The organism is Chryseobacterium rhizoplanae (assembly GCF_900182655.1).
In the GTDB taxonomy this organism is placed as follows: domain Bacteria; phylum Bacteroidota; class Bacteroidia; order Flavobacteriales; family Weeksellaceae; genus Chryseobacterium; species Chryseobacterium rhizoplanae.
Genome location: NZ_FXTC01000013.1, coordinates 65,854 through 88,994 on the forward strand (window position 1 = coordinate 65,854; position 23,141 = coordinate 88,994).

Sequence of the window (23,141 nt, forward strand, 5' to 3'; positions counted from 1 at the left end):
ATAGAATCCATCAATATTATAAATTTTTCCTAATTCAGCAGAAATCAATCTCAGATTGCAATTCATTGTTTAGATTTGTACAAATGAAATTGTACAAGATGAGAAAGTTGATACTAATTTTTATGATGGGTATTTTTGGGATAAGTTATTCACAAAAAGTTCCTGCCGTTCTTAAAACGGGATTTTCAAAAGAGGCTTTGCAACAGAAACTGGAAGATGAAGAGGGAAAAGCCGTTACCATCCAGCAGATTCTTGATCAGCATAAAGGAAAAGTTTTAGTCATTGATTTTTGGGCGGGATGGTGTAGAGATTGCTTAAAGGCACTTCCAAAAGCCAAGGAACTGGAAGATAACAACAAAAATATTGATTTTGTGTTTTTATCATTAGACCGTTCCAAAGAAGGGTTTGAAAAAAGTCTGGAAAGATTTGAGATGAAAGACAAAGAAAATTATTGGTTTTCCACAGGATGGAAAAATGACTTCAACAATTATGTAGATCTTAACTGGATTCCAAGATATATGGTAATCGATCAGAAATCTTCTATTGCAAAATATTACGCAATATCACCTGAAGATCCTGAACTTCAGCAAACCATAGATCAACTTTTAAAATAACTTTCATTATTTTAATCCAAAAAACATAAAAACTCATTGAAAACCATCGCTTTCAATGAGGTTTAAAATTTCAGATATATAACACCATGATCACAAGAGAAGCCACAGAACAGGATTTAGAGATCCTTTTAGAATTTGAGCAAGGAATTGTTGCTGCAGAAAGACCTTTCAACAGCACACTTATTGAAGGAGAAATTCATTATTATGATTTAAAACATCTTATACAGTCTCCGGATGCGACTGTAATTGTTACCGAAAAGAATGATGAAATAGTTGCATCAGGATATGCCCTTATCAAAAAGTCAGAAAAATATTACAATCAATTTGAGAAGTATTCTTATCTCGGTTTTATGTATGTCAAACCCGAACACAGAGGTAAGGGGATTAATAAAGTGATTACAGATGAGCTTATTTCCTGGTCAAAATCAAGGGGAATCAGTGAGGTAAGACTTGATGTATATGCTCAGAATGAATCTGCCATAAAAGCTTATGAAAAAGCAGGTTTTGAACCTCATCTTCTCACCATGAGACTGAAGGCATAAAAGGCAGGAAGATGGGAGATGGAAGTTGTTTATGTCCTAAGAATAATTTGTGGCTTTTTTAGTCAGTTTTCAATAATTAAGACATAAATTTCCCTATCGTCTTCATTAATTTTCTTCTCCCAGCTTCAGACTTACCTTCTTGAAAATAATTTACCGTCAATAAAGGAATCCATATCTTTGTATATGGATTTTTCTTTGCCCCTTCGTAAAATTATTCATGTGGATATGGACGCATTCTATGCTTCTGTGGAGCAGCATGATAATCCTACATTGAAAGGCAAGCCTATTGCAGTTGGAGGACAGCATCGTGGTGTAGTTGCTGCGGCAAGCTATGAAGCCAGAAAATATGGAGTACGTTCTGCAATGCCCAGCAAGACCGCAAAAGAAAAATGTCCACATCTTATTTTTGTCCCTCCCCGATTTGCCAGATATAAAGAAATTTCAAAAAAAATCCGGGAAATTTTCTATGAATATACTGATCTGGTAGAACCTCTTTCTCTGGATGAAGCCTATCTGGATGTCACCGAAAATAAAAAAGGAATGGAATCTGCCAACCTGATCGCTAAGGAAATCCGTCAGAAAATTTTTGAACAGACAGGATTGACGGCATCTGCAGGAATATCAGTGAATAAGTTTTTGGCTAAAGTAGCTTCTGATATCAATAAACCGAATGGACAAAAAACCATTCATCCTGATAAAATGGAGCATTTCCTGGAAGAACTGCCTGTAGAAAAATTTTATGGAGTTGGGAAAGTTACCGCTAACAAAATGTTTAGTTTAGGAATTTATAAAGGAAAAGATTTAAAGAAAAGATCACTTGAAGATCTGGTAAGACTTTTCGGGAAGTCCGGACAACATTATTACAACGTAGTGCGTGGAATTCATACTTCCGAAGTAAAACCTCATCGGATCCAAAAGAGTGTGGCTGTAGAAAGGACCTTTTTTGAGGACCTTCTGGATGATCAGCAGATCAATGAAAAACTGGAAAGCCTCGGACAGGAACTTCATCAGAGATTACAGAAAAATAATATTCTCGGGAGAACTTTAACGTTAAAAATAAAATATAAGGATTTCTCTCTTTTCACAAGGAGCATCACAAGAGAAGATTATTTCTCATCACCGGAACAATACTTTAATACGGGAAGAAAACTCTGGGAACTCCGCCCTTTTGATAAGGCAGTACGCCTTCTCGGCTTATCCCTCTCCCACCTGAATACGGAAGAAAAAAAACAGGTTTCCGTTCAACTAAAAATCCCGTTTGAGGAATTTGACAGTGAATAGGTCATATTTTTTTGCTAACTTGTATCTACCAAATCAGCAAATTTATGAACCCAACCATGATTCAGTTTTTTCACTGGTACTCTGAAGGAGACGGAAAGTTGTGGAAAGAAGCCGAAAAACAGGCCAGATATTTAGCAAAACTGGGGATTACTTCTGTATGGTTTCCTCCTGCCTACAAAGGGACAAATGGAGGTTACTCTACCGGATATGATGCTTATGATCTCTATGACCTCGGAGAATTTGACCAAAAGGGAACCGTTGCTACAAAATACGGCACTAAAGCCGATTATATAAAAGCCATTAAAGCCTTAAAGAAACAAAATATACAGGTAATTGTAGATATTGTCCTGGGGCATAAAGCCGGTGGTGATGAGCTGGAAAAATTTAAAGTGGTAAAAGTAGATGAAGAGAACAGAGAAAAAGTTATTTCAGATGTCATCGAAATAGAATCATATACCAAATTCACCTTTCCCGGAAGAGGAAAAAAATATTCTGATTTTGAATGGAACTTCACCTGCTTCAGCGGCGTAGATTACGCAGAAGGTATGGAATCCCACATCTATAAAATACAGTCTGAATATGGAGATGACTGGGAAGAAATGATTCACGATGAAAAAGGGAATTACGACTACCTGATGTACAATGATATCGAACACAGAAATCCTTTTGTACGGGAAGAGCTTAACCACTGGGCAAAGTGGTATTTTGACCAGACAGATTTCGATGGAGTGAGACTGGATGCCTTGAAGCATATTTCGTTTGATTTTTATAAAGAATGGCTCACGATGCTTCGTTCCAATTCCGGAAAAAATATTTTTGCCGTAGGGGAATACTGGGCTCCCGGATATCTTCATCTGCTTCAAAAGTATATTGAGGTGACGGAAGGCTGCATGAGCCTTTTCGACAGTTCTCTTCAAAACAATTTTCATAATGCTTCAAAAGAAGGCGGTTCTTATGATCTCCGCAGAATTTTTGATGAAACCCTTACCCAGGCAGATCCGATGCATGCTGTAAGTCTGGTGGCCAATCATGATACCCAGCCGCTTCAGGACCTTGAAGCTCCCGTAGAGTCCTGGTTCAAACCTCTTGCTTATGCTTTGATCTTATTGAGAAAAGATGGATATCCGTGTGTTTTTTATCCTGATTTGTATGGTGCCCATTATATTGATAAAGACTCGGGAGGTCACGACCAGGAAATATTTATGCCGAAAGTGGACGGAATTGAAGAATTATTAAAAGGAAGGAAAGAGCATGCTTATGGTGACCAGCAGGATTATTTTGAGGATGCCAATTGCCTTGGATGGGTTCGTGCAGGTGATGATGAACATTCAGGATGTGCTGTAGTATTAAGTAATAAAGATGCTTACAATAAACCTATGGAAGTAGGACAGCTTTACGCAGGAAAAAAATTTAAAGATCTGTTGAAGCGATTCAAAGAAAAAGTAACCATTGATGAAAACGGATGGGGAAACTTCCCTGTTCCGGCAGGAAATGTAAGTGTTTGGATCCCTGAGTAAGAGCCTTGTCAAGGTTTAAAACCTTGACAAGGCTTTCAATTAGCAATAAATATATCGGCAATTCCAAATATCTGCAGCCCATTCGCAACATTGCCCATCTTCGTTGGAAGTACAGCATACTTTACCCCAATTTAGATCTCCTGCCTTTAGGGTCTTCAGTTGCTCACGTTTAAGTTTTTTTACTTTGAAATCTTTGTTTGTTTTCATAATTATTATTTTTATGGTTTAGTAATTAAATATACATTAAAAATTATAATTATTGCGAATATTTATCACTAACTACTTGATTCAGTATATATAATCCATAGTAAAATCTGAGAATAAATATTGACTGCAGGGGTAAACCACCCGTCAAAAATTCCTTGAATTTTCGACACCCCTCCAGAGGAGGGGAATGTTTGTGTCTCCAGTTGAGATATTTGTTAAAATTAGAAATTTTCTAAGCTTGCTATGCGGTTACATCTTTTTGAGTTCCAGGATTTCCGGTTTTTCGGAGGTATCAGCTATTTTTCCGGTTCTGGCAAATTCTGCCCAGAGTGCCCGCAGCTTTTTACCATTCTCATGAATACGGCTCCAGGGAATATCTTTCAGCAGTTCGGAAGATTTCCAGGCAGATTCATTCCCAAAGATCAAAGGAAGATCAATACAGTGAGGAGCCCCGATATGATTGTCTTTCAGTTTTGAATGAATTCTGAACAGATAAATATTTCCACCAGCGTCAGCCAGATTTTCAGCAAACCGTCTTGCAGGAGTTCCATAGATGAATTCTGTAGTCTTTTCAACAGTTTTATCCATGATTTTTAATCCCAGTCCCTTTCCGAAATATTTATTTAAAGCTTCAGAAGTTTTGAGATAAAAGGCAGTTTCATCATTGTTCAAACCAATCAAAACGTCATATTTCTGTGCATTTTTTTTCCACATCTCTACCGACTCTTCTTCTTTACATAGAGGAAAATATCCGTATTGTGTACCAAAAGGCATTGCTGCTTTCAGACCATATTTTATTACAGAAGGTACCAATGTTTTGTAGCCATCCATCATTTTTAAAACATCAGTTTCATCTTTCAATGCTTCTGTTTTTTTGAGAAATTCTGCGGACATTTTCTGTCTTTGATGACGTAAACCCAAAGGTGCACTCTGGATAATTACACGTTGAAATAAATCCTCTACTCCTTCAGAAATCATTAAATGCGCAATGGCATCACCTCCCGAAGACTGTCCAAAAAGGGTAATATTGTTTTCATCTCCATTGAAATCTGCAATATGGGTTTTTATCCATTTTAATGCTTCGATCATATCCAACAGGCCAAGATTAGCAGGCCTGGTTTCGTCTCCACCTAAAAAGCCAAATAATCCCAATCGATATGAAACAGCAACAACAATGACATGCTGTTCTTTCACCCATTCCGCGGGATCTGCAGTGGCAAGATCACCACAGCCTATTTCATGAGATCCTCCATGAATCCAGACTATAACGGGAAGCTTTTCATTTTCAGAAACTGTTTCAGGACGGGTGATGGAAAGATATTGTGTAGATTCATCAGCTTCAAAGCTTTCAACAGGGGTCGTTCCAATCATTTTTTCCACAAGTGGACTTAAAGCTTGAGGACACACCGGAGTTTTTTCAGGAGCAATAATATCAGATGATGAAAACTTTACAGCAACAGGTTTTTGAAATCTCTCAGAATGGGCATAGCGAATACTTTTAGCCCTGATAATTCCTTCTTCTTTCAATGCTATAATTCTCCCGAAACGGGTATTAAAAATAAAGGTTTCTTGCTGATTTGGTGTCATCTTTGGAAGGTGAAAACTTTTCTCTTTAAATTTAATTATTTAAACACAAATCTCACAAATAAATGCACTAATATTCACAAATAATTATGGTGTCATTCGTGAAAAGATCAGTGTTAATCCGTGTTGAAATCTAAACACGAATGTCACAAATGAGTACACAAATATCCACTAATTTGAATGGTGTTATTTGCGAAAAGATTAGTGTCATTAGTGTTGAAAAAAATCTAAACACGAATATCACAAATGAGTGCACAAATATCCACTAATTTAAATGGTGTTATTTGTGAAAAAATTAGTGTTATTTGTGTTGAAAAAAAATCTAAACACTATCAGTACAAATGAGCTCACTAATATCCACTAATTTGAATGGTGTCATTTGTGAAAAGATTAGTGTTATTAGTGTTGAAAAAAATCTAAACACGAATGTTACAAATGAGCTCACTAATATTCACTAATTTGAATGGTGTTATTTGCGAAAAGATTAGTGTCATTAGTGTTAAAAAAACTAGTTCAGGATTTTATACTCACTTGGAGAAATACCAACTTTAGTTTTAAAGAGCCTTGTAAAATGCTGCGGATATTTGAAACCTAAATCATAGGAAATTTCACTGATTGTTTTTGCCTGATCCAGAATCTGTTCTTTGGCGATTTCAATAAGTTTGTTGTGGATAAATTCCTGCGCAGAAATTCCCAGTTCTTTTTTAATCAGGTCACCGAAATAATTGGCAGACAGGTTCAGTTTTTCTGCAAAATAATTAACCATGGGAAAACCTATATTTTTCGGGTCCTCAGATTTTAAGTAATCATCAACCAGATTTTCAAATTTCCCAATCACTCCCTGGTTGATATGATCTCTGGTAATAAACTGACGGTCATAAAAACGCATGCAGTAATTAAGGAACAGTTCAATATTATTAACAATTAAAGATTTACTGTGTTTATCAATAGCCTGTTCCAGTTCCAGCTTAATATTTTTAAAACAATCCAGTACCACTTCTCTTTCTTTTTCTGAAAGATGGAGTGCTTCATGCACATCATAAGAGAAAAATGAATAGTCTTTCATATTCTTCCCTAAGTTGGTTCCTTTTATTAAGTCAGGATGAAAGATCAGGGCAAAACCTGCAGGCTGAACAAACTTATCTTTATTATAGATTCCATAGGTTTGCCCGGGAGCAATGAAAACCAGTGTCCCTTCCTGATAGTCGTAGCTGTGCTTTCCATACAGCATGTCTCCGCACATTACATCTTTCAGAAAAACGGTATAAAAGCCGAATTTTCTTTTATGCTGGCAGATAAGATCGGATCTGGAAAAATCTATGATGCTTACCAGGGGATGCAGGGTTTCCTGATTGGCCATTTTATTATATTCCGAGACACTGTTATAGATTTCAACCTCCTGATTTTCCATGAAGTATATTTTTATTTCTATTCAAAATTACCACTTTCCTGTGTAACTGAAACAGGGTCTGTAAAATTGGTAGGTAATTCGGTAATCTGTATAAGTCCGGTTTATTGAAAAGTTTCGACTTTTGTATCGTTATGGATTTTCACTCCGAACGGCAGACTTACTTATTGACAACGGATTGTAAAGCAACCAGACCATAACAAATAAAAGACACTATAATTTATCCTAAATAAACTAAATATAAAAAAATGAGTACAATTACAGTAAAAGCTTATGGAGCAGAGTCTACCACGGCAGATCTGAAAGAAATGAATATCGAAAGAAGAGAAATCACTGCAAAAGATGTAGAAATTGAAATTCTATACTGCGGAGTATGTCACTCTGATCTTCATACTGCAAGAAATGACTGGGGCGGGTCTTTGTATCCTGTAGTTCCGGGACATGAAATTGTGGGGAGAATTACCAAAGTAGGAAGCGAAGTTTCCAAATTTAAGGCAGGTGATCTTGCAGCAGTAGGATGCATGGTAGATTCATGCGGACATTGTGACAGCTGCCAACATGATCTGGAACAATATTGCCAGAATGGATTCACAGGGACTTATAACGGAAAAGACAAACATCTTGGTGGCCATACTTTTGGAGGATATTCCCAAAAAGTAGTGGTTGATGAACATTTCGTTTTAAGTGTTCCTGAAAATCTGGATCTGGCAGCAGTAGCACCTCTTCTATGTGCAGGAATCACAACATGGTCTCCGTTAAGACACTGGAATGCTGGTCCGGGTTCAAAAGTAGCTGTTGTAGGATTAGGCGGTTTAGGGCATATGGCTATTAAATTAGCAAAAGGATTGGGAGCTGAAGTTACTTTGTTCTCAAGAACTCCCGGAAAAACGGATGATGCCAAACAGCTTGGAGCAGATCATGTAGTCATTTCTACGGATGATTCTCAAATGGATGCTGTAAGGGGTAAATTTGATCTTATCATTGATACAGTACCTTATGAGCACGACATCAATCCTTATATGCAAACACTTTCTCTGAATGGCACCCTGGTTCTTGTAGGATTCGTAGGTGAATTCCAGGAAACACAAGTAAGCACCAGACCTATGATCTTCCAGCGTCGTTCTGTTGCAGGATCTTTGATCGGAGGTATTGCAGAAACCCAGGAACTGTTAGATTTCTGTGGCAAACATAATATCGTCTCTGATATTGAACTGATTAAAATGCAGGATATCAACAATGCGTATGAAAGAATGCTGAAAAGCGATGTAAAATACCGTTTCGTGATTGATATGCAGTCTTTGTAATTCTTCTGTAAAATAGTAACAGAAACAGGCGCTTCAAATTGAAGCGCCTGTTTTTATTTTTTTAGATTTTGGCTAAATGTATTCTGAGCCTGATTCACAATATATTGGTTTCCTTCAGCATATTTATTATCATTTCTTTCCATATCCTGAAAAGCCCAGGCTGCCATGGCATCAATAACGGGAGCAAGCTCATTGCCTGCTTCACTCAATTTATACGTCACATGAGGCGGCACTACAGGTTTCGCCGTTCTGATAATCAATCCGTCTGTTTCCAGTTGCTTCAGATGCTGAATGAGCATTTTTTCCGTTACGGCAGGAATTGCTTTTTTCAATTCGCTGTATCTTTTTTCTCCGGTGGAAAGATTGAACAGGATAATCGGTTTCCAGAATCCACCGATTCTTTCCATAACATACATTACAGGACAATCCAGTACCGTCTTTCTGTTTTCCTGAATGGTTGAACTTTCTTTGATTGCTGTCATATCTACATACTTTAGGGTAAGTACTTGTATAAAAGTAAGTACAAATATAACTTTGTTCTCAGAAATAAAAAAATATTTACATATGAAAATCGTAATCACAGGATCATTAGGAAATGTAGCTAAACCATTAGCACAACAATTAATTGCCGAAGGGCATACTATTACCGTAGTCAGCAGCAGCGATGCAAGAAAACAGGATATTGAATCCCTTGGAGCAACTCCAGCTATAGGTTCTATCACAGATGCTAACTTTTTGACTCAAACATTTGAAGGCGCAGATGCTGTTTTTGTAATGACTCCTCCGGCTATCAGCCCGGATAAGATTGTTGAAAACACAACTAATGCAGGTAAAAATTATGCTGAAGCTTTAAAAAATGCTAATGTAAAAAGAGCAGTAATGCTAAGCAGCGTAGGAGCAGAATCTCCGGTAGAAAACGGTCCTATTGCAGGTCTTCACAATATTGAAAAAATATATAACGACGTAGAAAATACTTCTTTCACTTTTTTAAGAGCCGGATATTTTTATAATAATTTTTTCAATGATATTCCTTTAATTCAAAATGCAGGAATCATTGGTGCTAATTACCCTGCAAGCATTGAAGTCCCTGTAGTTCACCCGAATGATATTGCCAAAGCAGCAGCCGAAGAGCTGGTAAAAGACGGAAATACCAACAACATCAGATATATTGTAAGTGATGTACGAACAGCTTCTGATTTTGCGAAAGTTTTAGGCACTTCTGTTAACAAACCGGAACTTCCCTGGGTAGAATTCTCTGATGAAGATTCTTTAAACGGAATGCTGCAAGCCGGACTTCCAGAGGATATGGCACATCTGTATGTTGAAATGGGCAGAGGAATAAGAACAGGTGTTGTTCAAAAGGATTTTATTGATCATGGTTCTCCTGTTACAGGAAATGTTAAACTGGAAGATTTTGCTAAAGAGTTTTCTTCTAAATTTTAATTTCTCAGTCAATCTATAAAACCATTTTCGGCGCACCTTTGGTGCGCCGAAAATGGTTTTAATTTCTATTTTTTAATCCTCAGATTATTTTTTTTCTTTCAATGTTTCTTTTAAAACTTTCAGTTTTCCATCAATAGGCTGATCAATTTTTAATCCTAAAACTTCAGCAACCAAAGGATAAACATTGATATTGGCAAATTCTCCGATTGTCAGATTGTTTTTAAACTCAGGGCCCCAGGCAAAGAAAGTCGCTTTCATTTCCGGAACAACTTTAGGGTTGTAGCCATGTTTTCCAACCGATGTTTTCTTTCCTTTTTCCAGGAATATTTTCGGAGCTTTCGGGATCAGAAGAATCTGCCCGATCCTGTTATATCTGTCATCTCTTGTTGCAAAATGTAGGTATTTGGGAAGTTTTTTATCCAGATATACTTCGTAATCGTCAGTTTTATTGGCTTTCAGTTCTTTATAAACTGCTTTTACCTCATCCGGATTCTTAACGTAAACTCTTAACAGGGTTTGAGAATTATAAAAATCAAATCTGTTTTTATCAAAAAGAACAGCCGGAATTTCCAATGGTGTACCACCGTCTACTTTAATCATCCCGTGATCGGAAACAAAAATAAAGTTAACATTTTTTAATCCTAATTCATTTACTTTCTGAACAAGGTCACCAATCGCCTGGTCTATCAAATGAACAGCCGTTTCTGTTTCTTTGGCGTCCGGACCATAATGATGCCCGCTTCCGTCTACTTCAGGGAAATATAATGATATAAAATGAGGTCTTTTATCTTCCGGTAACCTCAGCCAGTTCACTACTTTTTCTACTTTTTCCGAAGGGGTAAATTTTTCATGGTAGGGATAGTAATAAGTAGGTCGCATTCCTCCTGCATCGCTGGCAGACCCTACCCACATTAAAGAAGCCGATACCATTCCCTGTTTTTCCGCAAGTCCCCAAAGTGGTGTTCCTCCATACCAGCTGCCGTCTTCAGCATTTTTCTTGCTGTTCATCGCATATCCTTCTTTTCTTTTATAATCATAAAAAAAGTTATCAATCAAACCATGATGGGAAGGATAAAGCCCGGTAATTAAACTCCAGTGGTTCGGGAAAGTAATACTTGGATAGCTCGGAATCATTGCATCAGATTTTACACCACTATTAGCCAGTTTCAAAAGATGTTCAGCATTATATTTCTGAGCATAATCATAACGGAAACCGTCTGTAGATATCATAATCACATAAGGTTTAGACTGCGCCTCTACACTATTTTGCCTACCCGGGATCACCACCTGGGCTGTATCAATATTGACCTGTTGTGCAAAAGCCGTAAAGGAAATTAGCAGCAGTAAAAAATGGATTCCTCGCTTCATTATTTTAAATTTTCTGCAAAGTTACATCCTATCCTTCTGCCTGAAAAGTTTAAGAGATTAAAAGTATATTAAAAGCGATGATTTTTTTGAATCGAAATTAAAACTCATTAAATAGGTCTTTTCATTTCAAACTGTGACAGCCAATTGTTCAGTCCTGCTTTTTCACTAAGAAATTTACTGGTGTTTTCTGAAGAATCATCTACATTGTTCAATGCTATAGTCTGCCCTCCATTTTTTTTCGAAATGGCATTAAAAAGCATCGTCCCTATTCCCTGATTTCTGAAACTTTTATCCACAGCAAACTGGTATATTTTTTTCGCTGCAGGACCATACACAATATACCCAACAAGCTTCTCTTCAATATAAGCACCCAAAGTTACATAGTTCTCAGGCATAGGCTCCAATACGAAAACGGATCCCTGCCATGAAGGTTCGATATCCCAGAAAGAACGTAATTTTTCCCATTGAAAGCCCTTCAAATCCTTAATAGAAACCTCAGCATTTTCTTTTCCCTGCTTAATGCTACCGTTAAAACAAAGCAGCCTTCGGACAATACTAAAGCCTAAGTTTTCATAGGCCCTTATGGCAGGCTGGTTTCCTTCAATAACCTCAAGCAGTAATGTATTGGCATTTCTTTCTTTTAAAACAGGAATAATAAAATCATACATTTTTCTCACCAATCCTTTACCTCTGCTTTCCGGAACGACTCCTGTTCCTCCGTTATAGATTATCTTTTCTCCATTTTCAACTTTTTCAGACTGAAGAATAAAACCAACCAGTTTTCCGTCTTCAAATGCTCCGGCAGATAAATTCATGTCTAATTTTTCAGCTGCAATTTTTGAGACAAGCACCTCTTTCGTTAAGTGAAAAGGAACAACATAGTCAGAAAATGAATGATTGAATACTGATAGAAGTTCATGAGTTGTAACATTGGTTAAGGTCTTAAATTCCATAAATATTTTAAATTTTACAGTATTACGCTTTATTTTGTTGGTTCAAATACCATTGAATAGCATTACGCTCTTCTTTTTTTATAAATGGATCTTTTTCCTGATTATAATCATTCCCGTCAAACCATTCTTTTTTACTCAGTTCTTCTTTCAGTTTTTGATATTCTTCCTTTACCTCTGGATGGGTACGAAGATAATCTCTGAACGCAATATGACGGGTCCAGTGTTCTGAAGAAGTAGGAATGACGTGAATGTGGGCCATACGAAGGTGATGGTCATGAATCCTTTCCGGAATTTCCTCTTTTGAATAAAAAACCTCAGGAAATCCCAGTTGTTGGGTACTGGCAACAAGTTTAATAAAAAAACGGCGATATGGCATGTCTTCGTTATATGTTTCATAATATACATAATCCCTGCCCGCCAGTAAAGGTGGAATTTTATCCAGTTCTTTTTCATCCTTTACCCCAATCATAATATCAATAACAGGTTTTGCAGATAAACCTTCCACAGATGTGCTGCCAATATGTTCAATTTCCGGATTCAAAAAACCGATATAGTTCTCAAGTTCATTTTTAATGATTTCAAACTGCTTTTTCCAGAAATGATTATATTTTTCAAAGGTAACTTTCATAGGTATCCAAATATTACACAAATATAAAAATTTTATCAGCAATCCCTCTGGAATAAGTACTTAACAAAAAATGATACCCCTGAAAAATCAGGGGTATTCATTACTAATTATTTAGGTGTGTTTTTTCTGAAAATTATTCTTTAATCAGCTTTTCGTAAGATGTAGTTCCATCTTTTAAAGTGATTTCAAAATAATAAGTACCGGATTTTAAATCTCTGACACTGATATTTTCTCCCTCAAGCTTTACAGATCTTACTTTTCTTCCGGCAGATTCATAAATATCAACAGATTTTATTTTATCTGCATTTTTAAAGCTCACTGTTTCTTGAGCCGGGTTTGGATAAAGAACTATTTTCTTATTTTCCGAAGCTGTTTCTTTAGTACCTAAAGTACCAAAATTCAGGGATGTAGTACCACAACTGTTAGAACCGTGATAACCAATCGTAAAATTCGATAATCTACGTCCATAGGTAATGTTTAAAGGGCCTGCAGGAGGAACAGTAAAAACATAGTCATTAGCATCTCCTGTGTTTAAAGCTCTTGTCGCGATTACGGTACGAACACTTCCTGCCACTGTATTAGATGTTACAGTCCAGTTTTGAGTCCCGTCCAAAGGCGGAACCACTCCTTGTCCATTAAATGTTCTGTCACTTAAATTAGTCCCATCAAAAATGACAACGTCTTTCCCTATATCATCCATATTCGTTGTATTGAAAGCCATTCCCAGCCATCCCGTAGAAGGCCCGATAAGGGTAAGGGTAACTAAAGAAGGGGTAAGGTCAATCTTAACTGAATAAGCCAAATCTGCTCCTCCCGGTGTGGAAAAAAGAGGTACAGTTCCTGTCGAATATTGACTTTTTACCTGAAAAAAAGCAAAAAATCCGATCAATAATAATGTAGTTTTTAATTTCATATGATCAATTTTTTAATAAGTTAATAATATCTTGATTTTTAGTAAATAATGCATATTCAAAAACAGTTTTCCCTTGTTTATCTGATAATGTCTTATTTGCTTTATTCTTTAGCAGCAGTTCTACCATTTCTTTATTTTGTGACTGGACAGCATATATTAATGGTGTTACTCCACTGCTGCTTGCCACATTGGGATCAGCTTTGTTCGCTAATAATTTCTGAGTAAGATTTTTATCTCCTTTAAAAACAGAAGCCGTTAAAGCTGTTCCTTCTCCACTTGCGTAATTCATATTTTTAACGTGAGTAATTAAAAATTCTGCAACAGGGATATTTCCTCTGTAACAAGCTAAAATAAGGGGAGAGAATCCGTTTTCGTTCACCTGATTAATAACATCCGGGTTTTGTTTCATCAGCTCCTGTACTTCAGGAACTGTTCCGCTTCTGGCAATATCAAATATTGATTTTGCCTTTTCCTGAGCAGATATGAATGAGCTCAGAAATAGTCCTAAAATTAAGATGACATTTCTCATTGTTTTACCATTACATAGTTGTATTCGATGTTGACATTTTCTGCCACTTTCTTGGTAACCATTTTAGGGATGGTCACTTTATAATCTGCAGGTTTGGCCATAAAACCACCCTGCATATAGATTTTACCATCTTTTGCATATAATGTGGCTGAAGAAGCTACCGCTTTGTCTACACCATGAAAGTTAAGCGTTCCCTGAACGGTATATTTCTGAGGACTGGCCGTAAGTTTTGTTTTATCAAAGTTGACAATTTTCCCTTTGAAGGTTGTTTTTGGATATTTTGCAGATTCAGCATAACTTTCATTGAAATGCTCTTCCATTAATTTGGTTTTAAAGTGAAAGTTTTTAACGGTAGAAACGGATGCCATTTCGCCGTTATCTGCGTTCAGAATCACAATATTATTGTCATCCTGTGCAAAAATATCATCAAACAGAGGTACTGACGCTTCAAAAGTTACTTTTCCCGTCTTAGAACTGTATTTTTGTGCTGAAGCATACCCGGTAGAAAGCAGTAATACGCTTAATAATGCTAATTTTTTCATATCAATTTTTTTAATTTTCATTTAACCCGTCAGCTTTCCACTTTATGAAAATATTGATCTGAGCTGCAGACAAAGATCCTCCCTGAGGCATTTTACCGGGATCACCATTAGGTCTTTGGATGCGGTCCAGAATTCCGTCTATATTATTTTTTACCTGATCATAAGTAACGAGAGGTTTATAGCCAGTGGCAGAATGACAGCCAATGCAATTATTATCCACAATGGGTTTTACATCTGCTGTATATTTTACAGGTGCAGTGATAGGTGTATTATCAGAAATCTCTTCATAAGTTCTGCTGTCACACGCAGTCAGTATGATTGCTGACGACACTATCAATAAGGATGTTAGCTTTTTCATATTAAAAAACTCTATAAAGATTAAACCCAAAGAAAATATGTCCCTTTCCCCATGCTCCTGTGGCATTGGTAAGATATCCGATATCAGAATTAATCTGGGAGTTCGTGAGTAAAAGCTGGAACACATGTCCTCCGGTTTCTATATCTACTCCTAATGATAATGGGTTTTTATAAAAACTGTGATCGTCGAAATTCACAAAGTATTCTGCATTCACAGAAACTCTTTTGGAAATTTTATAGCGGCCTCCCAAACCTGCCAAAAACTGATTTTTGTTTTCAATGGTAGGTTCATAAAGATTTTTATGAACAAAGGAAGGCGTAAGCTGTAATGAAAGTTTATCGTTGAACCTTCTTGAGATCAATGCCTGCGTAAGATAAGAAAGCCTGTCACTGAATTTAAGATGTGGATAATTATCTTTATCAAGCTCAGTATTGGCACCCATTACATTGTAGCCCACAATATCTACCGGAAAGTTTTCATTTTGTCTTACCAGCCTGTATTTTACGGCTCCTTCAAACGTTTTCATATTCGTTTCTCTGGAAAGACTTACGGAAACAGCGTCTGAGATACCATAGATAACCCCTAACTTGGTTGAGGCTTGATCCAGACCGAAAAAGTCTTTAAACCCAGCGCTTATATCTCCAAATCTGTGGGCAACAATGATGTACCATTCTTTTTTAGCAGCGAGTTTTGTGGATTGTCCTGTTACAATCTGAAGGGCTTTAAAGGCGGGTTGTGAAGTTTCTGTGTTGGTTTTCACCGTGTCAATATCCTTCAGCAGATCTTCCTGTGCAAAGACAAGACCTGAAGAAAATACTGACAAAAATAAGAGAGTTTTCGTCATATACAATTTGAATTAAATTATGATATAACAAACTTATCGAGTTCTCAATTCAAAAACAGGTGATAAAAGTCACCATCCAAATTGTTTTTATCAATGATGGAAATAAACTTTTCAAACAATTGAAATTAGACTATCCTAACATTTTCATTTACAGGAACTTTTATTCCTTCTTTAGTCTGCACAATTTCTCCCTCGCTTTCAATTTTTTTCAAAACTCTGCTTACCACTTCCCTAGAGGTTCCCAAACTATTGGCAATTTCACGATGGGTGATCTTAATAGGATTGTTTCCGGTGGATGAAATCTGCTGTTTGATATAGTTCAGGACTCTTTTATCCAGCCTGTGGAACACCGCATCATTCACCATATTCATCACTTCTGAAAATCTACGGTCATATTCATGATAAAACAACTTGTTGATTTCCGGGAATCTGATCAGCCAATCATGCATTACGGAAACGGGAATAAGAATAGCTTCCGAGTCTTCTTCCGCAATGGCATACACTCTGCTCACATAGTCTGTAAGAATAGATGAGAAGGTCATGAGGCAGCTATCTTTGGGCTTAATATAGTAGTAGATAAGTTCTCTTCCATCATTAAGGGTAAAAACCCTGATAGAGCCTTTGATAAGGAAAGGGACAAACTTATTTTTCTGCCCTTCTCTTATGATCTCAGTTTTTGCTTTTATATCAATGGCAACAGCATGTTTTTCCAGCTCAGCTAAAAAATCAGCACCCAGAAAGCCAAATTTACTTACAGCGAACGCGTTATCAATCATATCCTATATTTTCTACTTTTTCTTAAACAAAGATATAAAATTGATGTATGGTTATTATATATTTTTATGTTATTAAATAAAATTAACAATTCATAAAGTTCAACATTTATTTATCCTGCCTTACAGTAATCATCATAAAAAATACTCTAATAAATCAGAGTATTTTTATTTTATTCAGAATAATACCATGCAATGGGGCTATTTTACATTTCAGAATCTGTATTTAACATTGAATCCATAAAAGAAATAAGCTTTACCAGGCCCGGGATTAAGATCCGTAGCCACTCCTTTAGGATAACCGCTGCCTGCATCAGAATCATTGATGCTGTTCCCTAAGAATAGAAATGTATAGTTGATCTGGTTTGTAAGATTATTTCCCATTACATATACATCCAGATCAAGCTTGTTGAAAGATTTTTTAAATCCTAATTTTGAATTAAGCAATCCAAAACCTTTTACCAGATTTGTATTGTTAAAATCGGAATAAACATTTCCCAGATAATTATAGGTATTCACAAGATAGAATCCCGGTTTGGTAAAAATATCCAACCCGACAGCGTATTTATTCCTTGGAACTCCTACCACCGATTTATGATCATAAGTTTCTTTTCTTCCTCCCACTATAGTTGTAAAATCTTTATACTTCGCATCATAATAAGAAAGGTTTACAAATGGAACAATTCTTTCAATAAAAGAATTGTCTGTTCTGTACTGATACCCTACGCTAAACTCAAATCCCGTATTTTTTTGGCTTCCGGTATTGGTCCAGTAAGTTTGCCCCGGGACAATACTTCCAGGAATTACTAACTGTGTAAGCTTATCAGAATAGTCTATTCTGAATGCGGAAATACGGTAATCTAATTTTGTATTCAGTAAAAGCCCATGGACACTGAAGTCAAACATTTTTGCACGTTCTGGTTTCAGATCATCATTTACGGTATTGGTTGCTGTTATAAAAGAAGAAGCTGCCGTAGGAGAATTGTATCCTTCACTATAGCTTAGATTAAAGATCTGATGTTTCCATTCTTTCTGCAGTGCAAAGTGAGGAGTGTATGCCATGTCATATTTCTTGTTGAAAGACTGGTCCTTTCGGCCGGCAATCAAACCTGGCAATGCAAAAAGATCTTTCCTGTCATAATTGGTTCTATTCCCACTTACACCAGCCAACAATGTAAGTCCCCAAGGTTTATACGTAAGATAATCGATCACAAAATAGGTGGATTGATTGTTATTGTATTTAAAATACGATGCTCCACTCATCCCAGTTGTTTGTAAAGGCTCTGTTTCAGAACCGGTAAACCGATAACTCGATGTAGTAGATACAGAGTTTTGTATTTCGGTTCCAAAATCTAAACGGTTTTCAAAGTCTTTAAATTCATTCTTCAAAGTAAAAGTGGAACGCAATCCTACATTGGGAGAACTTGTCACCCCATATGCTCCGGCTGAAACACTTTCCGTGTTTGCGTTGTAATAAAACAGGGTTGTATAATTTCTTAAGTTTGAAGTAAGACTTACGGTATTACTCAATCCTACTCTTGTAGATTTTATTTTAGTCCCCGAATTTTTTCGAATATAAGCAGGATTTCCATTATCAATACCTGCATAATAGTCATCATATGAAATCTGTCCTGAAGTGTGTTCATAGGAATAAGCCTGGCTTGCAAAGAAACTTAACTGATCTTTTTTGCTCAACTTCACCGTACCATTTACATTGAAGAAATTTTTCAAACCTCCTCCATTTGGTCTGTATCCATCTGTTTCAAGATGTCCATAAGCAGCACTTACTGAATAATTATCATCAGCAACATTCAACTGTGTCCTTGACTGAAAAGTTTTGAAAGCACCAAACATTGCATTTTCTGAAACCGATGCTCCTTTTGTAAAATCCGGACGTGTGTAGAAACGTACAGCTCCACCTACGCCACCTCCATACATCGTTGCTGCCGGACCTTTGATCACCTCAACATTGGTTACATAAGCAAAATCCACATCATCCAGAATGGTTATCCCTTCAGCATTTGTTAAAGGCATATTGTTCCAATACGCTTTTACGCCCCAGTTATTAAATTTCTGATCATTTCCATACCCTCTCAAAACGAGTCTCTGACCTCCGAAATTGGTTCGTTTATCTACCTGAAGCCCTGGCATTGTAGATAAAGTCTGATCTATTGCTGCGGGGTTATTTCTGTTAAGATCTTCTTCAGAAAGAGTTTCTACAGATTGCGCGTGTCTTTTGAATTCAGCTCGTTCCTGTTTAATTTTTTTTCTCCCAAGGATATTGACTTCATCAATTGATCCTTCCTGTGTTTGTTGAGCATGTGCAATAGTACAGCCTAACAAAGCTACTATGCCTATATATTTTTTCATTATTTAAATTTGTTACCATTAATATTATATTCGCTTTATTATAAAGCTCATTTCCGGTGGAGGAAAAATAATGGATAAATAATGAGTGTTTTTCTTTTGATTATGATATTTTGAAATGGCTTCTAAGAAATGATTTGTAAAAAGACAGAATTCTTTTTTATCAAAAACGGCAAAGGAACCTGGAGTCTTAAGTATGCTTTTGTTTTGACCGGGAAGATCAATCTGCAGCTTTAAGCAAGTTTTTTTAAAAGCAAGTTTTTTTGAAAAGTCCAGTAAAGAATTGATGATGATATCTTTTTTATCAATATAACAGAGAAAATATTTCTTCCCATTCACTACACTGATCCGGATAATATCATAAGAAAATCCATGAAGTGTAAATTCTTTTTCTTCTTTCCATTCTGCTTCAGTAAGATCCTTTTCGGTAAAACAGATCGTTTCAGATTTTCTGAAATTACTCTTTGCAATACTATATTGTGTCTTTTCATACAGTTCTCTTTTAACATGAGAAACTACAGAATACACCACATTGCTGAATAATATGATTACCGGAATACACAGAAAAATAAAAAGTAGTTTTTTATTCAAAGAATGAAAGATATTTAAGGGGCAGGTTCTTCAGATGATTCTGCAGGAGTAAATTTTGAAATATTTATTTTGTAAAGTGTTTGAGATCCTTTTATAGTGTACTCTATCCAGTTATCTTTTGGATCTAATTTTTGAGGAACAGGATTTTCTACAGGTGCACCACCCGGCATCTGATCAGCAGTCTTTAAATCTTCATTATTTTTATAAGCAAGATTGCCTCTTATCATTATTGTACTGCCTGTATTATTTTGAATAAATGGAATGGTATTTCCTTCCGCTCTAAAAGCTTTTACAGTGACAACACTATTATTTTTCTTCTTCAGTTTCACAGTGTACACGGCTCCTCTTACTCCGGCTCTTCCTCCTATCCACTCTGATTTTTCAGCAGAGATCACAGATACTGTCTTATCCTGAGATAAAGAGGATACCGGCATCCCGCAGGAAGCCAGCATCCAAAATAATATTAAATATATTTGATTATTCATTTTCTAATCATCATCACCTCCGGTACGTCCTAATACAAGGAAGTTACCACTATATACGATTTGACCTTTAGACTCGGCTTTCAAAATATAATTTCCAGGTACAAGCTTTTGTCCGAACTCTTCATCAGACTTTACATTTTTCTTACTGTATACCAATCTTCCTGAGCCATCCACAATGCTTATATCCACACTACTATATTTAGCAGCATCAAATCTCAGATGAGAAATTCCCTTGGAAGGGTTCGGATATATAATGTTCATATCCTTTTTAGATTTAGTTTCAGCTGTTGATAAAGCAGGTACTGTATTCTGGGTTGTCCATGCTCCTCTACCATATGTAGAAACCAATACTGTTTTGGTAACTGGTCTGTAATCTAAATTGGTAATTCTCACATTTCCTATATTGCCGGTTACTGAAGCCCATTCAGGCGTTGTTGCTAGGAAATTGGTAGTTCCCCAAACTCCCATTTCAGTTCCTACCAGCACTTCGTTTGGGTTGTCAGGATTTCTTAATACAGTTCTTACAGGCATGTCAGGAAGATTCCCTTCTTTGTTCTGCCATGTAGTTCCTCCATCTGTAGAGTAGAAAACACTGGTAAGGTTATAATTGGAGAAGGTTACAATAATTTCATTTTCGTTGGCACCAAATTCTATGTCAGAAACAGTTCCTGTTATTGGTGATGTCAATAAGGTTGCTGCGTATGCTGTGGTGTTGGCATTTGTCACTTTAAATATTCTCCCCAGGTTGGTTCCTACAAAAAGTGTTGTAGAAGCGGTTGTATAAGGAGATACTTTCATCCATGAAATCTGTTCGTTTGTTTGTGCGGTTCCTACTGTCACCACATTATTGGTAAAAGATGTCGCTGATGCAGAAAGTCCGCTTGTTCTGAAAAGTGTAAGTCCGGAACGGTAAGAATAAAATACATCATTGGTTCTGTCTAAAGCGATTTCATTTACGAAGTGCCCCATGTTCCTGTTAGCACTAGTAACAAGATAATATGTACTATTAGTCAATAAATAATGGCTGTTGTAAACATAACTTGCAATTTCATAATTATCCTGATCGTCATACTCGGTATACATACCGTCTCCACCTGTAGCAGATTGGCTTGTAAGGAAGTTATTAGCCTGTGGTACTCCATATAACCACCATGAGCCATTATCCTGTGCACCTGCCAGTAATTCTTCATTGGCCGGTGTTTTTATCGGATTCAGCATGGCAGAGTAAAACTGCGTTACATTATATCTGGTATTTCTAGGGGAAAACCCACCAACAGTACCAATATTAGCTTTATTGGCCGCATAATAGATCCCTCCATCATTTCCAAACATCATTTGTCCTGTTGCGTAATTATTGTAAGGATTGAATACGATTTCATGCTGGTCAGCATGTACCTGTGAAACCTGCAAAGCAGCCATATTATTGTTATTTGACCACTTTGATATCTGTGTCCAGCTTGTTCCTCCATTGGTAGATTTATGCAGATCAATACCTCCTATATACAAGGTATTATCGTCCAGAGGATCTGTTGCAATGATCAGGTCATAGAAAGATTGCCCTCTTGTAAAGTCATTAGCAGGAATACTCGTATCTGTTGCAGTAGGCAGCGCCAAAACAGGCGCAGCATCATTTGTTGCCTGCCAGGTTGTTCCACCATCTGCAGATTTTGCTATTCTGATAGGTTCTGCAGAAGATGCCCCCTGCATAAATGCATATATTTTGTTGGCATCTGTTCTTGAAAGAGTAAAGTTGACTCTCGAACCACTGCTTCCTACATTGTATACCTGATTAAAAGTATTTCCGTCTGTGGATTTAAAAATTCGCCCTCCGGAATCTATATTAGAGAATCTGGAAGATCTGGTAGACACCCATACTGCATTATCTGCCCCAATTTCTATCTGTTGGATAGAATATCCTGTTGTGCTGGTTACGCCGGTAGTTGTATTAAGAGCCAGTAAGCTGTTATTTTTTGTAAATGTTGTTCCACCATCTGTAGACTTATACAATCCAGCCTGGCTTAATCCCTGCCATCCGTCATTAAATGTAATTCCTACATAAGCACCGCTTACTCCGGCATATACTTCTGAAACGCCATTATTATTTCTTACTTTGATATCATTAATATAGAAGTTACCATTTCTTACCCCGGAAGAAGAATAGGTAACAGGAATGGTAAAAATCTGCGTCCATGTTGTACCGCCATTAGTTGATTTCCATATCCCTGATCCTACAGCATCAGCAGTTGGAGCTTCTCCTGTTCCTACGTAAAAAATTTGCGGATTGTTTGGGTCATAAGTAATACTTGAAATGGAGGTATTCGCCCAGAATGTACTTAATGGCTGCCATTCATTGGCTGCTACTGAAGGGTCCTGATTTACCCAAAGCCCTCCTGAAACACTTCCTGCAAAAACTCTTTTCCCTGTAGGATCATTGGGATCATACATAATTGCCCTTGTTCTTCCTCCTACACTATATGGCCCTCTTTCAATCCAGGGTTCGTCTATTATTTTACCTGTAGCAGAGGTATTGTGATTCGAAATAAAAGACATAGGTTGTGAAGGTTGATATTTACCTGTTAAGATATCCTCGTTTACCTTTGCCAGCCCTTCAAAGTTGGTTCTCCCTGTTACAGGATCCATTGTTCTTTTGTAATCCTCTTCATTGTATAAATTAGGAGGTATTCCTGCTGCTTTTGCATTTTTATGAGCCTTTTTAAGATCTTTTTCATATTTAGCATACAGCTCCTGCAAATGCTTTTGATTTTCCTTAAGTGTACTTTGCTTTTGTGCGTACACATTCATGCAGAGTAGAACCGCTGCAATAGGGTAGATTTTCATTCCATTCAATTTTTTACAAATTTAACCAAGCAGAATGATAATTTTTAACTAA

Annotated in this window: 22 protein-coding genes; 6 read left to right on the forward strand and 16 right to left on the reverse strand. The window is 36.7% G+C overall.

Annotated elements, in window-relative coordinates; translation table 11 throughout:
* The first annotated feature begins 98 nt into the window (after nucleotides 1–98).
* The 4 genes from FN817_RS20920 (at nucleotide 99) to FN817_RS20935 (ending at nucleotide 3,954) form a co-directional block, all read left to right on the forward strand.
* Nucleotides 99–614, forward strand: coding sequence for a TlpA family protein disulfide reductase (locus tag FN817_RS20920; protein ID WP_047425629.1), 516 nt, complete (start codon nucleotides 99–101; stop codon nucleotides 612–614).
* An 86-nt stretch (nucleotides 615–700) separates the two neighbouring features.
* The gene (locus FN817_RS20925; protein ID WP_142719629.1) at nucleotides 701–1,156 is read left to right on the forward strand and encodes a GNAT family N-acetyltransferase; all 456 of its coding nucleotides are present in this window, start codon (nucleotides 701–703) and stop codon (nucleotides 1,154–1,156) included.
* 183 nt (nucleotides 1,157–1,339) lie between these two features.
* Nucleotides 1,340–2,437 carry a DNA polymerase IV gene (gene dinB, locus FN817_RS20930; protein ID WP_047425633.1) on the forward strand — a complete coding sequence of 366 codons (1,098 nt, stop codon included), beginning with the start codon at nucleotides 1,340–1,342 and terminating at the stop codon, nucleotides 2,435–2,437.
* A 44-nt stretch (nucleotides 2,438–2,481) separates the two neighbouring features.
* Complete coding sequence (locus FN817_RS20935; protein ID WP_142719630.1) at nucleotides 2,482–3,954, forward strand: alpha-amylase; 1,473 nt, start codon at nucleotides 2,482–2,484, stop codon at nucleotides 3,952–3,954.
* A 456-nt stretch (nucleotides 3,955–4,410) separates the two neighbouring features.
* On the opposite strand, the gene FN817_RS20940 is transcribed toward FN817_RS20935, so the two are convergent.
* Nucleotides 4,411–5,748: a carboxylesterase family protein gene (locus FN817_RS20940; RefSeq protein WP_142719631.1), complete on the reverse strand. Its 1,338-nt coding sequence runs from the start codon at nucleotides 5,746–5,748 to the stop codon at nucleotides 4,411–4,413.
* A 505-nt stretch (nucleotides 5,749–6,253) separates the two neighbouring features.
* The gene (locus FN817_RS20945) at nucleotides 6,254–7,156 is read right to left on the reverse strand and encodes a helix-turn-helix domain-containing protein (protein WP_142719632.1); all 903 of its coding nucleotides are present in this window, start codon (nucleotides 7,154–7,156) and stop codon (nucleotides 6,254–6,256) included.
* 245 nt (nucleotides 7,157–7,401) lie between these two features.
* Between FN817_RS20945 and FN817_RS20950 the strand changes: the two genes are divergently transcribed.
* Complete coding sequence (locus FN817_RS20950) at nucleotides 7,402–8,457, forward strand: NAD(P)-dependent alcohol dehydrogenase (protein ID WP_142719633.1); 1,056 nt, start codon at nucleotides 7,402–7,404, stop codon at nucleotides 8,455–8,457.
* A 53-nt stretch (nucleotides 8,458–8,510) separates the two neighbouring features.
* Here FN817_RS20950 and FN817_RS20955 read toward each other — a convergent pair whose 3' ends face one another.
* Nucleotides 8,511–8,939: a winged helix-turn-helix transcriptional regulator gene (locus tag FN817_RS20955; protein WP_142719634.1), complete on the reverse strand. Its 429-nt coding sequence runs from the start codon at nucleotides 8,937–8,939 to the stop codon at nucleotides 8,511–8,513.
* Between the two features lie 82 nt (nucleotides 8,940–9,021).
* Here FN817_RS20955 and FN817_RS20960 point away from each other — a divergent pair, with 82 nt between their 5' ends.
* Complete coding sequence (locus FN817_RS20960; RefSeq protein ID WP_142719635.1) at nucleotides 9,022–9,900, forward strand: NAD(P)H-binding protein; 879 nt, start codon at nucleotides 9,022–9,024, stop codon at nucleotides 9,898–9,900.
* Nucleotides 9,901–9,984: 84 nt separating this feature from the next.
* Here FN817_RS20960 and FN817_RS20965 read toward each other — a convergent pair whose 3' ends face one another.
* From FN817_RS20965 to FN817_RS21025, 13 genes are all read right to left on the reverse strand, one after another.
* Nucleotides 9,985–11,268: an alkaline phosphatase family protein gene (locus FN817_RS20965; protein WP_142719636.1), complete on the reverse strand. Its 1,284-nt coding sequence runs from the start codon at nucleotides 11,266–11,268 to the stop codon at nucleotides 9,985–9,987.
* A gap of 107 nt (nucleotides 11,269–11,375) precedes the next feature.
* Nucleotides 11,376–12,221 carry a GNAT family N-acetyltransferase gene (locus FN817_RS20970; protein ID WP_142719637.1) on the reverse strand — a complete coding sequence of 282 codons (846 nt, stop codon included), beginning with the start codon at nucleotides 12,219–12,221 and terminating at the stop codon, nucleotides 11,376–11,378.
* Nucleotides 12,222–12,243: 22 nt separating this feature from the next.
* A complete protein-coding gene (locus FN817_RS20975; RefSeq protein ID WP_142719638.1) occupies nucleotides 12,244–12,849 on the reverse strand; it encodes a GrpB family protein in 606 nt (201 codons plus the stop codon).
* 133 nt (nucleotides 12,850–12,982) lie between these two features.
* Nucleotides 12,983–13,762 (reverse strand): T9SS type A sorting domain-containing protein, encoded by a 780-nt coding sequence (locus tag FN817_RS20980; RefSeq protein ID WP_142719639.1) that lies wholly within the window; start codon nucleotides 13,760–13,762, stop codon nucleotides 12,983–12,985.
* A 4-nt stretch (nucleotides 13,763–13,766) separates the two neighbouring features.
* The gene (locus FN817_RS20985; protein ID WP_142719640.1) at nucleotides 13,767–14,291 is read right to left on the reverse strand and encodes an ankyrin repeat domain-containing protein; all 525 of its coding nucleotides are present in this window, start codon (nucleotides 14,289–14,291) and stop codon (nucleotides 13,767–13,769) included.
* Nucleotides 14,288–14,833 carry a YceI family protein gene (locus FN817_RS20990; protein ID WP_142719641.1) on the reverse strand — a complete coding sequence of 182 codons (546 nt, stop codon included), beginning with the start codon at nucleotides 14,831–14,833 and terminating at the stop codon, nucleotides 14,288–14,290. The genes FN817_RS20985 and FN817_RS20990 overlap by 4 nt, the downstream gene beginning before the upstream one ends.
* Nucleotides 14,834–14,843: 10 nt before the next feature.
* A complete protein-coding gene (locus FN817_RS20995; protein ID WP_228451626.1) occupies nucleotides 14,844–15,191 on the reverse strand; it encodes a hypothetical protein in 348 nt (115 codons plus the stop codon).
* A 1-nt stretch (nucleotide 15,192) separates the two neighbouring features.
* Nucleotides 15,193–16,035 (reverse strand): DUF5777 family beta-barrel protein, encoded by an 843-nt coding sequence (locus FN817_RS21000; RefSeq protein ID WP_142719643.1) that lies wholly within the window; start codon nucleotides 16,033–16,035, stop codon nucleotides 15,193–15,195.
* A gap of 125 nt (nucleotides 16,036–16,160) precedes the next feature.
* Nucleotides 16,161–16,811: a Crp/Fnr family transcriptional regulator gene (locus FN817_RS21005; RefSeq protein ID WP_142719644.1), complete on the reverse strand. Its 651-nt coding sequence runs from the start codon at nucleotides 16,809–16,811 to the stop codon at nucleotides 16,161–16,163.
* Between the two features lie 210 nt (nucleotides 16,812–17,021).
* Nucleotides 17,022–19,178 carry a TonB-dependent receptor gene (locus FN817_RS21010; RefSeq protein ID WP_142719645.1) on the reverse strand — a complete coding sequence of 719 codons (2,157 nt, stop codon included), beginning with the start codon at nucleotides 19,176–19,178 and terminating at the stop codon, nucleotides 17,022–17,024.
* A 24-nt stretch (nucleotides 19,179–19,202) separates the two neighbouring features.
* Nucleotides 19,203–19,766: a hypothetical protein gene (locus tag FN817_RS21015; protein WP_142719646.1), complete on the reverse strand. Its 564-nt coding sequence runs from the start codon at nucleotides 19,764–19,766 to the stop codon at nucleotides 19,203–19,205.
* Between the two features lie 14 nt (nucleotides 19,767–19,780).
* Nucleotides 19,781–20,251 carry a hypothetical protein gene (locus FN817_RS21020; RefSeq protein WP_142719647.1) on the reverse strand — a complete coding sequence of 157 codons (471 nt, stop codon included), beginning with the start codon at nucleotides 20,249–20,251 and terminating at the stop codon, nucleotides 19,781–19,783.
* A 3-nt stretch (nucleotides 20,252–20,254) separates the two neighbouring features.
* Nucleotides 20,255–23,089 carry a T9SS type A sorting domain-containing protein gene (locus FN817_RS21025; RefSeq protein WP_142719648.1) on the reverse strand — a complete coding sequence of 945 codons (2,835 nt, stop codon included), beginning with the start codon at nucleotides 23,087–23,089 and terminating at the stop codon, nucleotides 20,255–20,257.
* Nucleotides 23,090–23,141 lie beyond the last annotated feature (52 nt).

Excerpts from the sequence above, each read along its gene's own strand:
- FN817_RS20960 (WP_142719635.1), top strand. The coding sequence starts at position 9,022 with ATGAAAATCGTAATCACAGGATCATTAGGAAATGTAGCTAAACCATTA.
- FN817_RS20920 (WP_047425629.1), top strand. The coding sequence starts at position 99 with ATGAGAAAGTTGATACTAATTTTTATGATGGGTATTTTTGGGATAAGT.
- FN817_RS20995 (WP_228451626.1), bottom strand. The coding sequence starts at position 15,191 with ATGAAAAAGCTAACATCCTTATTGATAGTGTCGTCAGCAATCATACTG.
- dinB (WP_047425633.1), top strand. The coding sequence starts at position 1,340 with ATGGATTTTTCTTTGCCCCTTCGTAAAATTATTCATGTGGATATGGAC.
- FN817_RS20965 (WP_142719636.1), bottom strand. The coding sequence starts at position 11,268 with ATGAAGCGAGGAATCCATTTTTTACTGCTGCTAATTTCCTTTACGGCT.
- FN817_RS20990 (WP_142719641.1), bottom strand. The coding sequence starts at position 14,833 with ATGAAAAAATTAGCATTATTAAGCGTATTACTGCTTTCTACCGGGTAT.
- FN817_RS21020 (WP_142719647.1), bottom strand. The coding sequence starts at position 20,251 with ATGAATAATCAAATATATTTAATATTATTTTGGATGCTGGCTTCCTGC.
- FN817_RS20975 (WP_142719638.1), bottom strand. The coding sequence starts at position 12,849 with ATGAAAGTTACCTTTGAAAAATATAATCATTTCTGGAAAAAGCAGTTT.
- FN817_RS21010 (WP_142719645.1), bottom strand. The coding sequence starts at position 19,178 with ATGAAAAAATATATAGGCATAGTAGCTTTGTTAGGCTGTACTATTGCA.
- FN817_RS20935 (WP_142719630.1), top strand. The coding sequence starts at position 2,482 with ATGAACCCAACCATGATTCAGTTTTTTCACTGGTACTCTGAAGGAGAC.
- FN817_RS21000 (WP_142719643.1), bottom strand. The coding sequence starts at position 16,035 with ATGACGAAAACTCTCTTATTTTTGTCAGTATTTTCTTCAGGTCTTGTC.
- FN817_RS20985 (WP_142719640.1), bottom strand. The coding sequence starts at position 14,291 with ATGAGAAATGTCATCTTAATTTTAGGACTATTTCTGAGCTCATTCATA.
- FN817_RS20950 (WP_142719633.1), top strand. The coding sequence starts at position 7,402 with ATGAGTACAATTACAGTAAAAGCTTATGGAGCAGAGTCTACCACGGCA.
- FN817_RS20970 (WP_142719637.1), bottom strand. The coding sequence starts at position 12,221 with ATGGAATTTAAGACCTTAACCAATGTTACAACTCATGAACTTCTATCA.
- FN817_RS20925 (WP_142719629.1), top strand. The coding sequence starts at position 701 with ATGATCACAAGAGAAGCCACAGAACAGGATTTAGAGATCCTTTTAGAA.
- FN817_RS20955 (WP_142719634.1), bottom strand. The coding sequence starts at position 8,939 with ATGACAGCAATCAAAGAAAGTTCAACCATTCAGGAAAACAGAAAGACG.
- FN817_RS21005 (WP_142719644.1), bottom strand. The coding sequence starts at position 16,811 with ATGATTGATAACGCGTTCGCTGTAAGTAAATTTGGCTTTCTGGGTGCT.
- FN817_RS21025 (WP_142719648.1), bottom strand. The coding sequence starts at position 23,089 with ATGAAAATCTACCCTATTGCAGCGGTTCTACTCTGCATGAATGTGTAC.
- FN817_RS20945 (WP_142719632.1), bottom strand. The coding sequence starts at position 7,156 with ATGGAAAATCAGGAGGTTGAAATCTATAACAGTGTCTCGGAATATAAT.
- FN817_RS20980 (WP_142719639.1), bottom strand. The coding sequence starts at position 13,762 with ATGAAATTAAAAACTACATTATTATTGATCGGATTTTTTGCTTTTTTT.
- FN817_RS20940 (WP_142719631.1), bottom strand. The coding sequence starts at position 5,748 with ATGACACCAAATCAGCAAGAAACCTTTATTTTTAATACCCGTTTCGGG.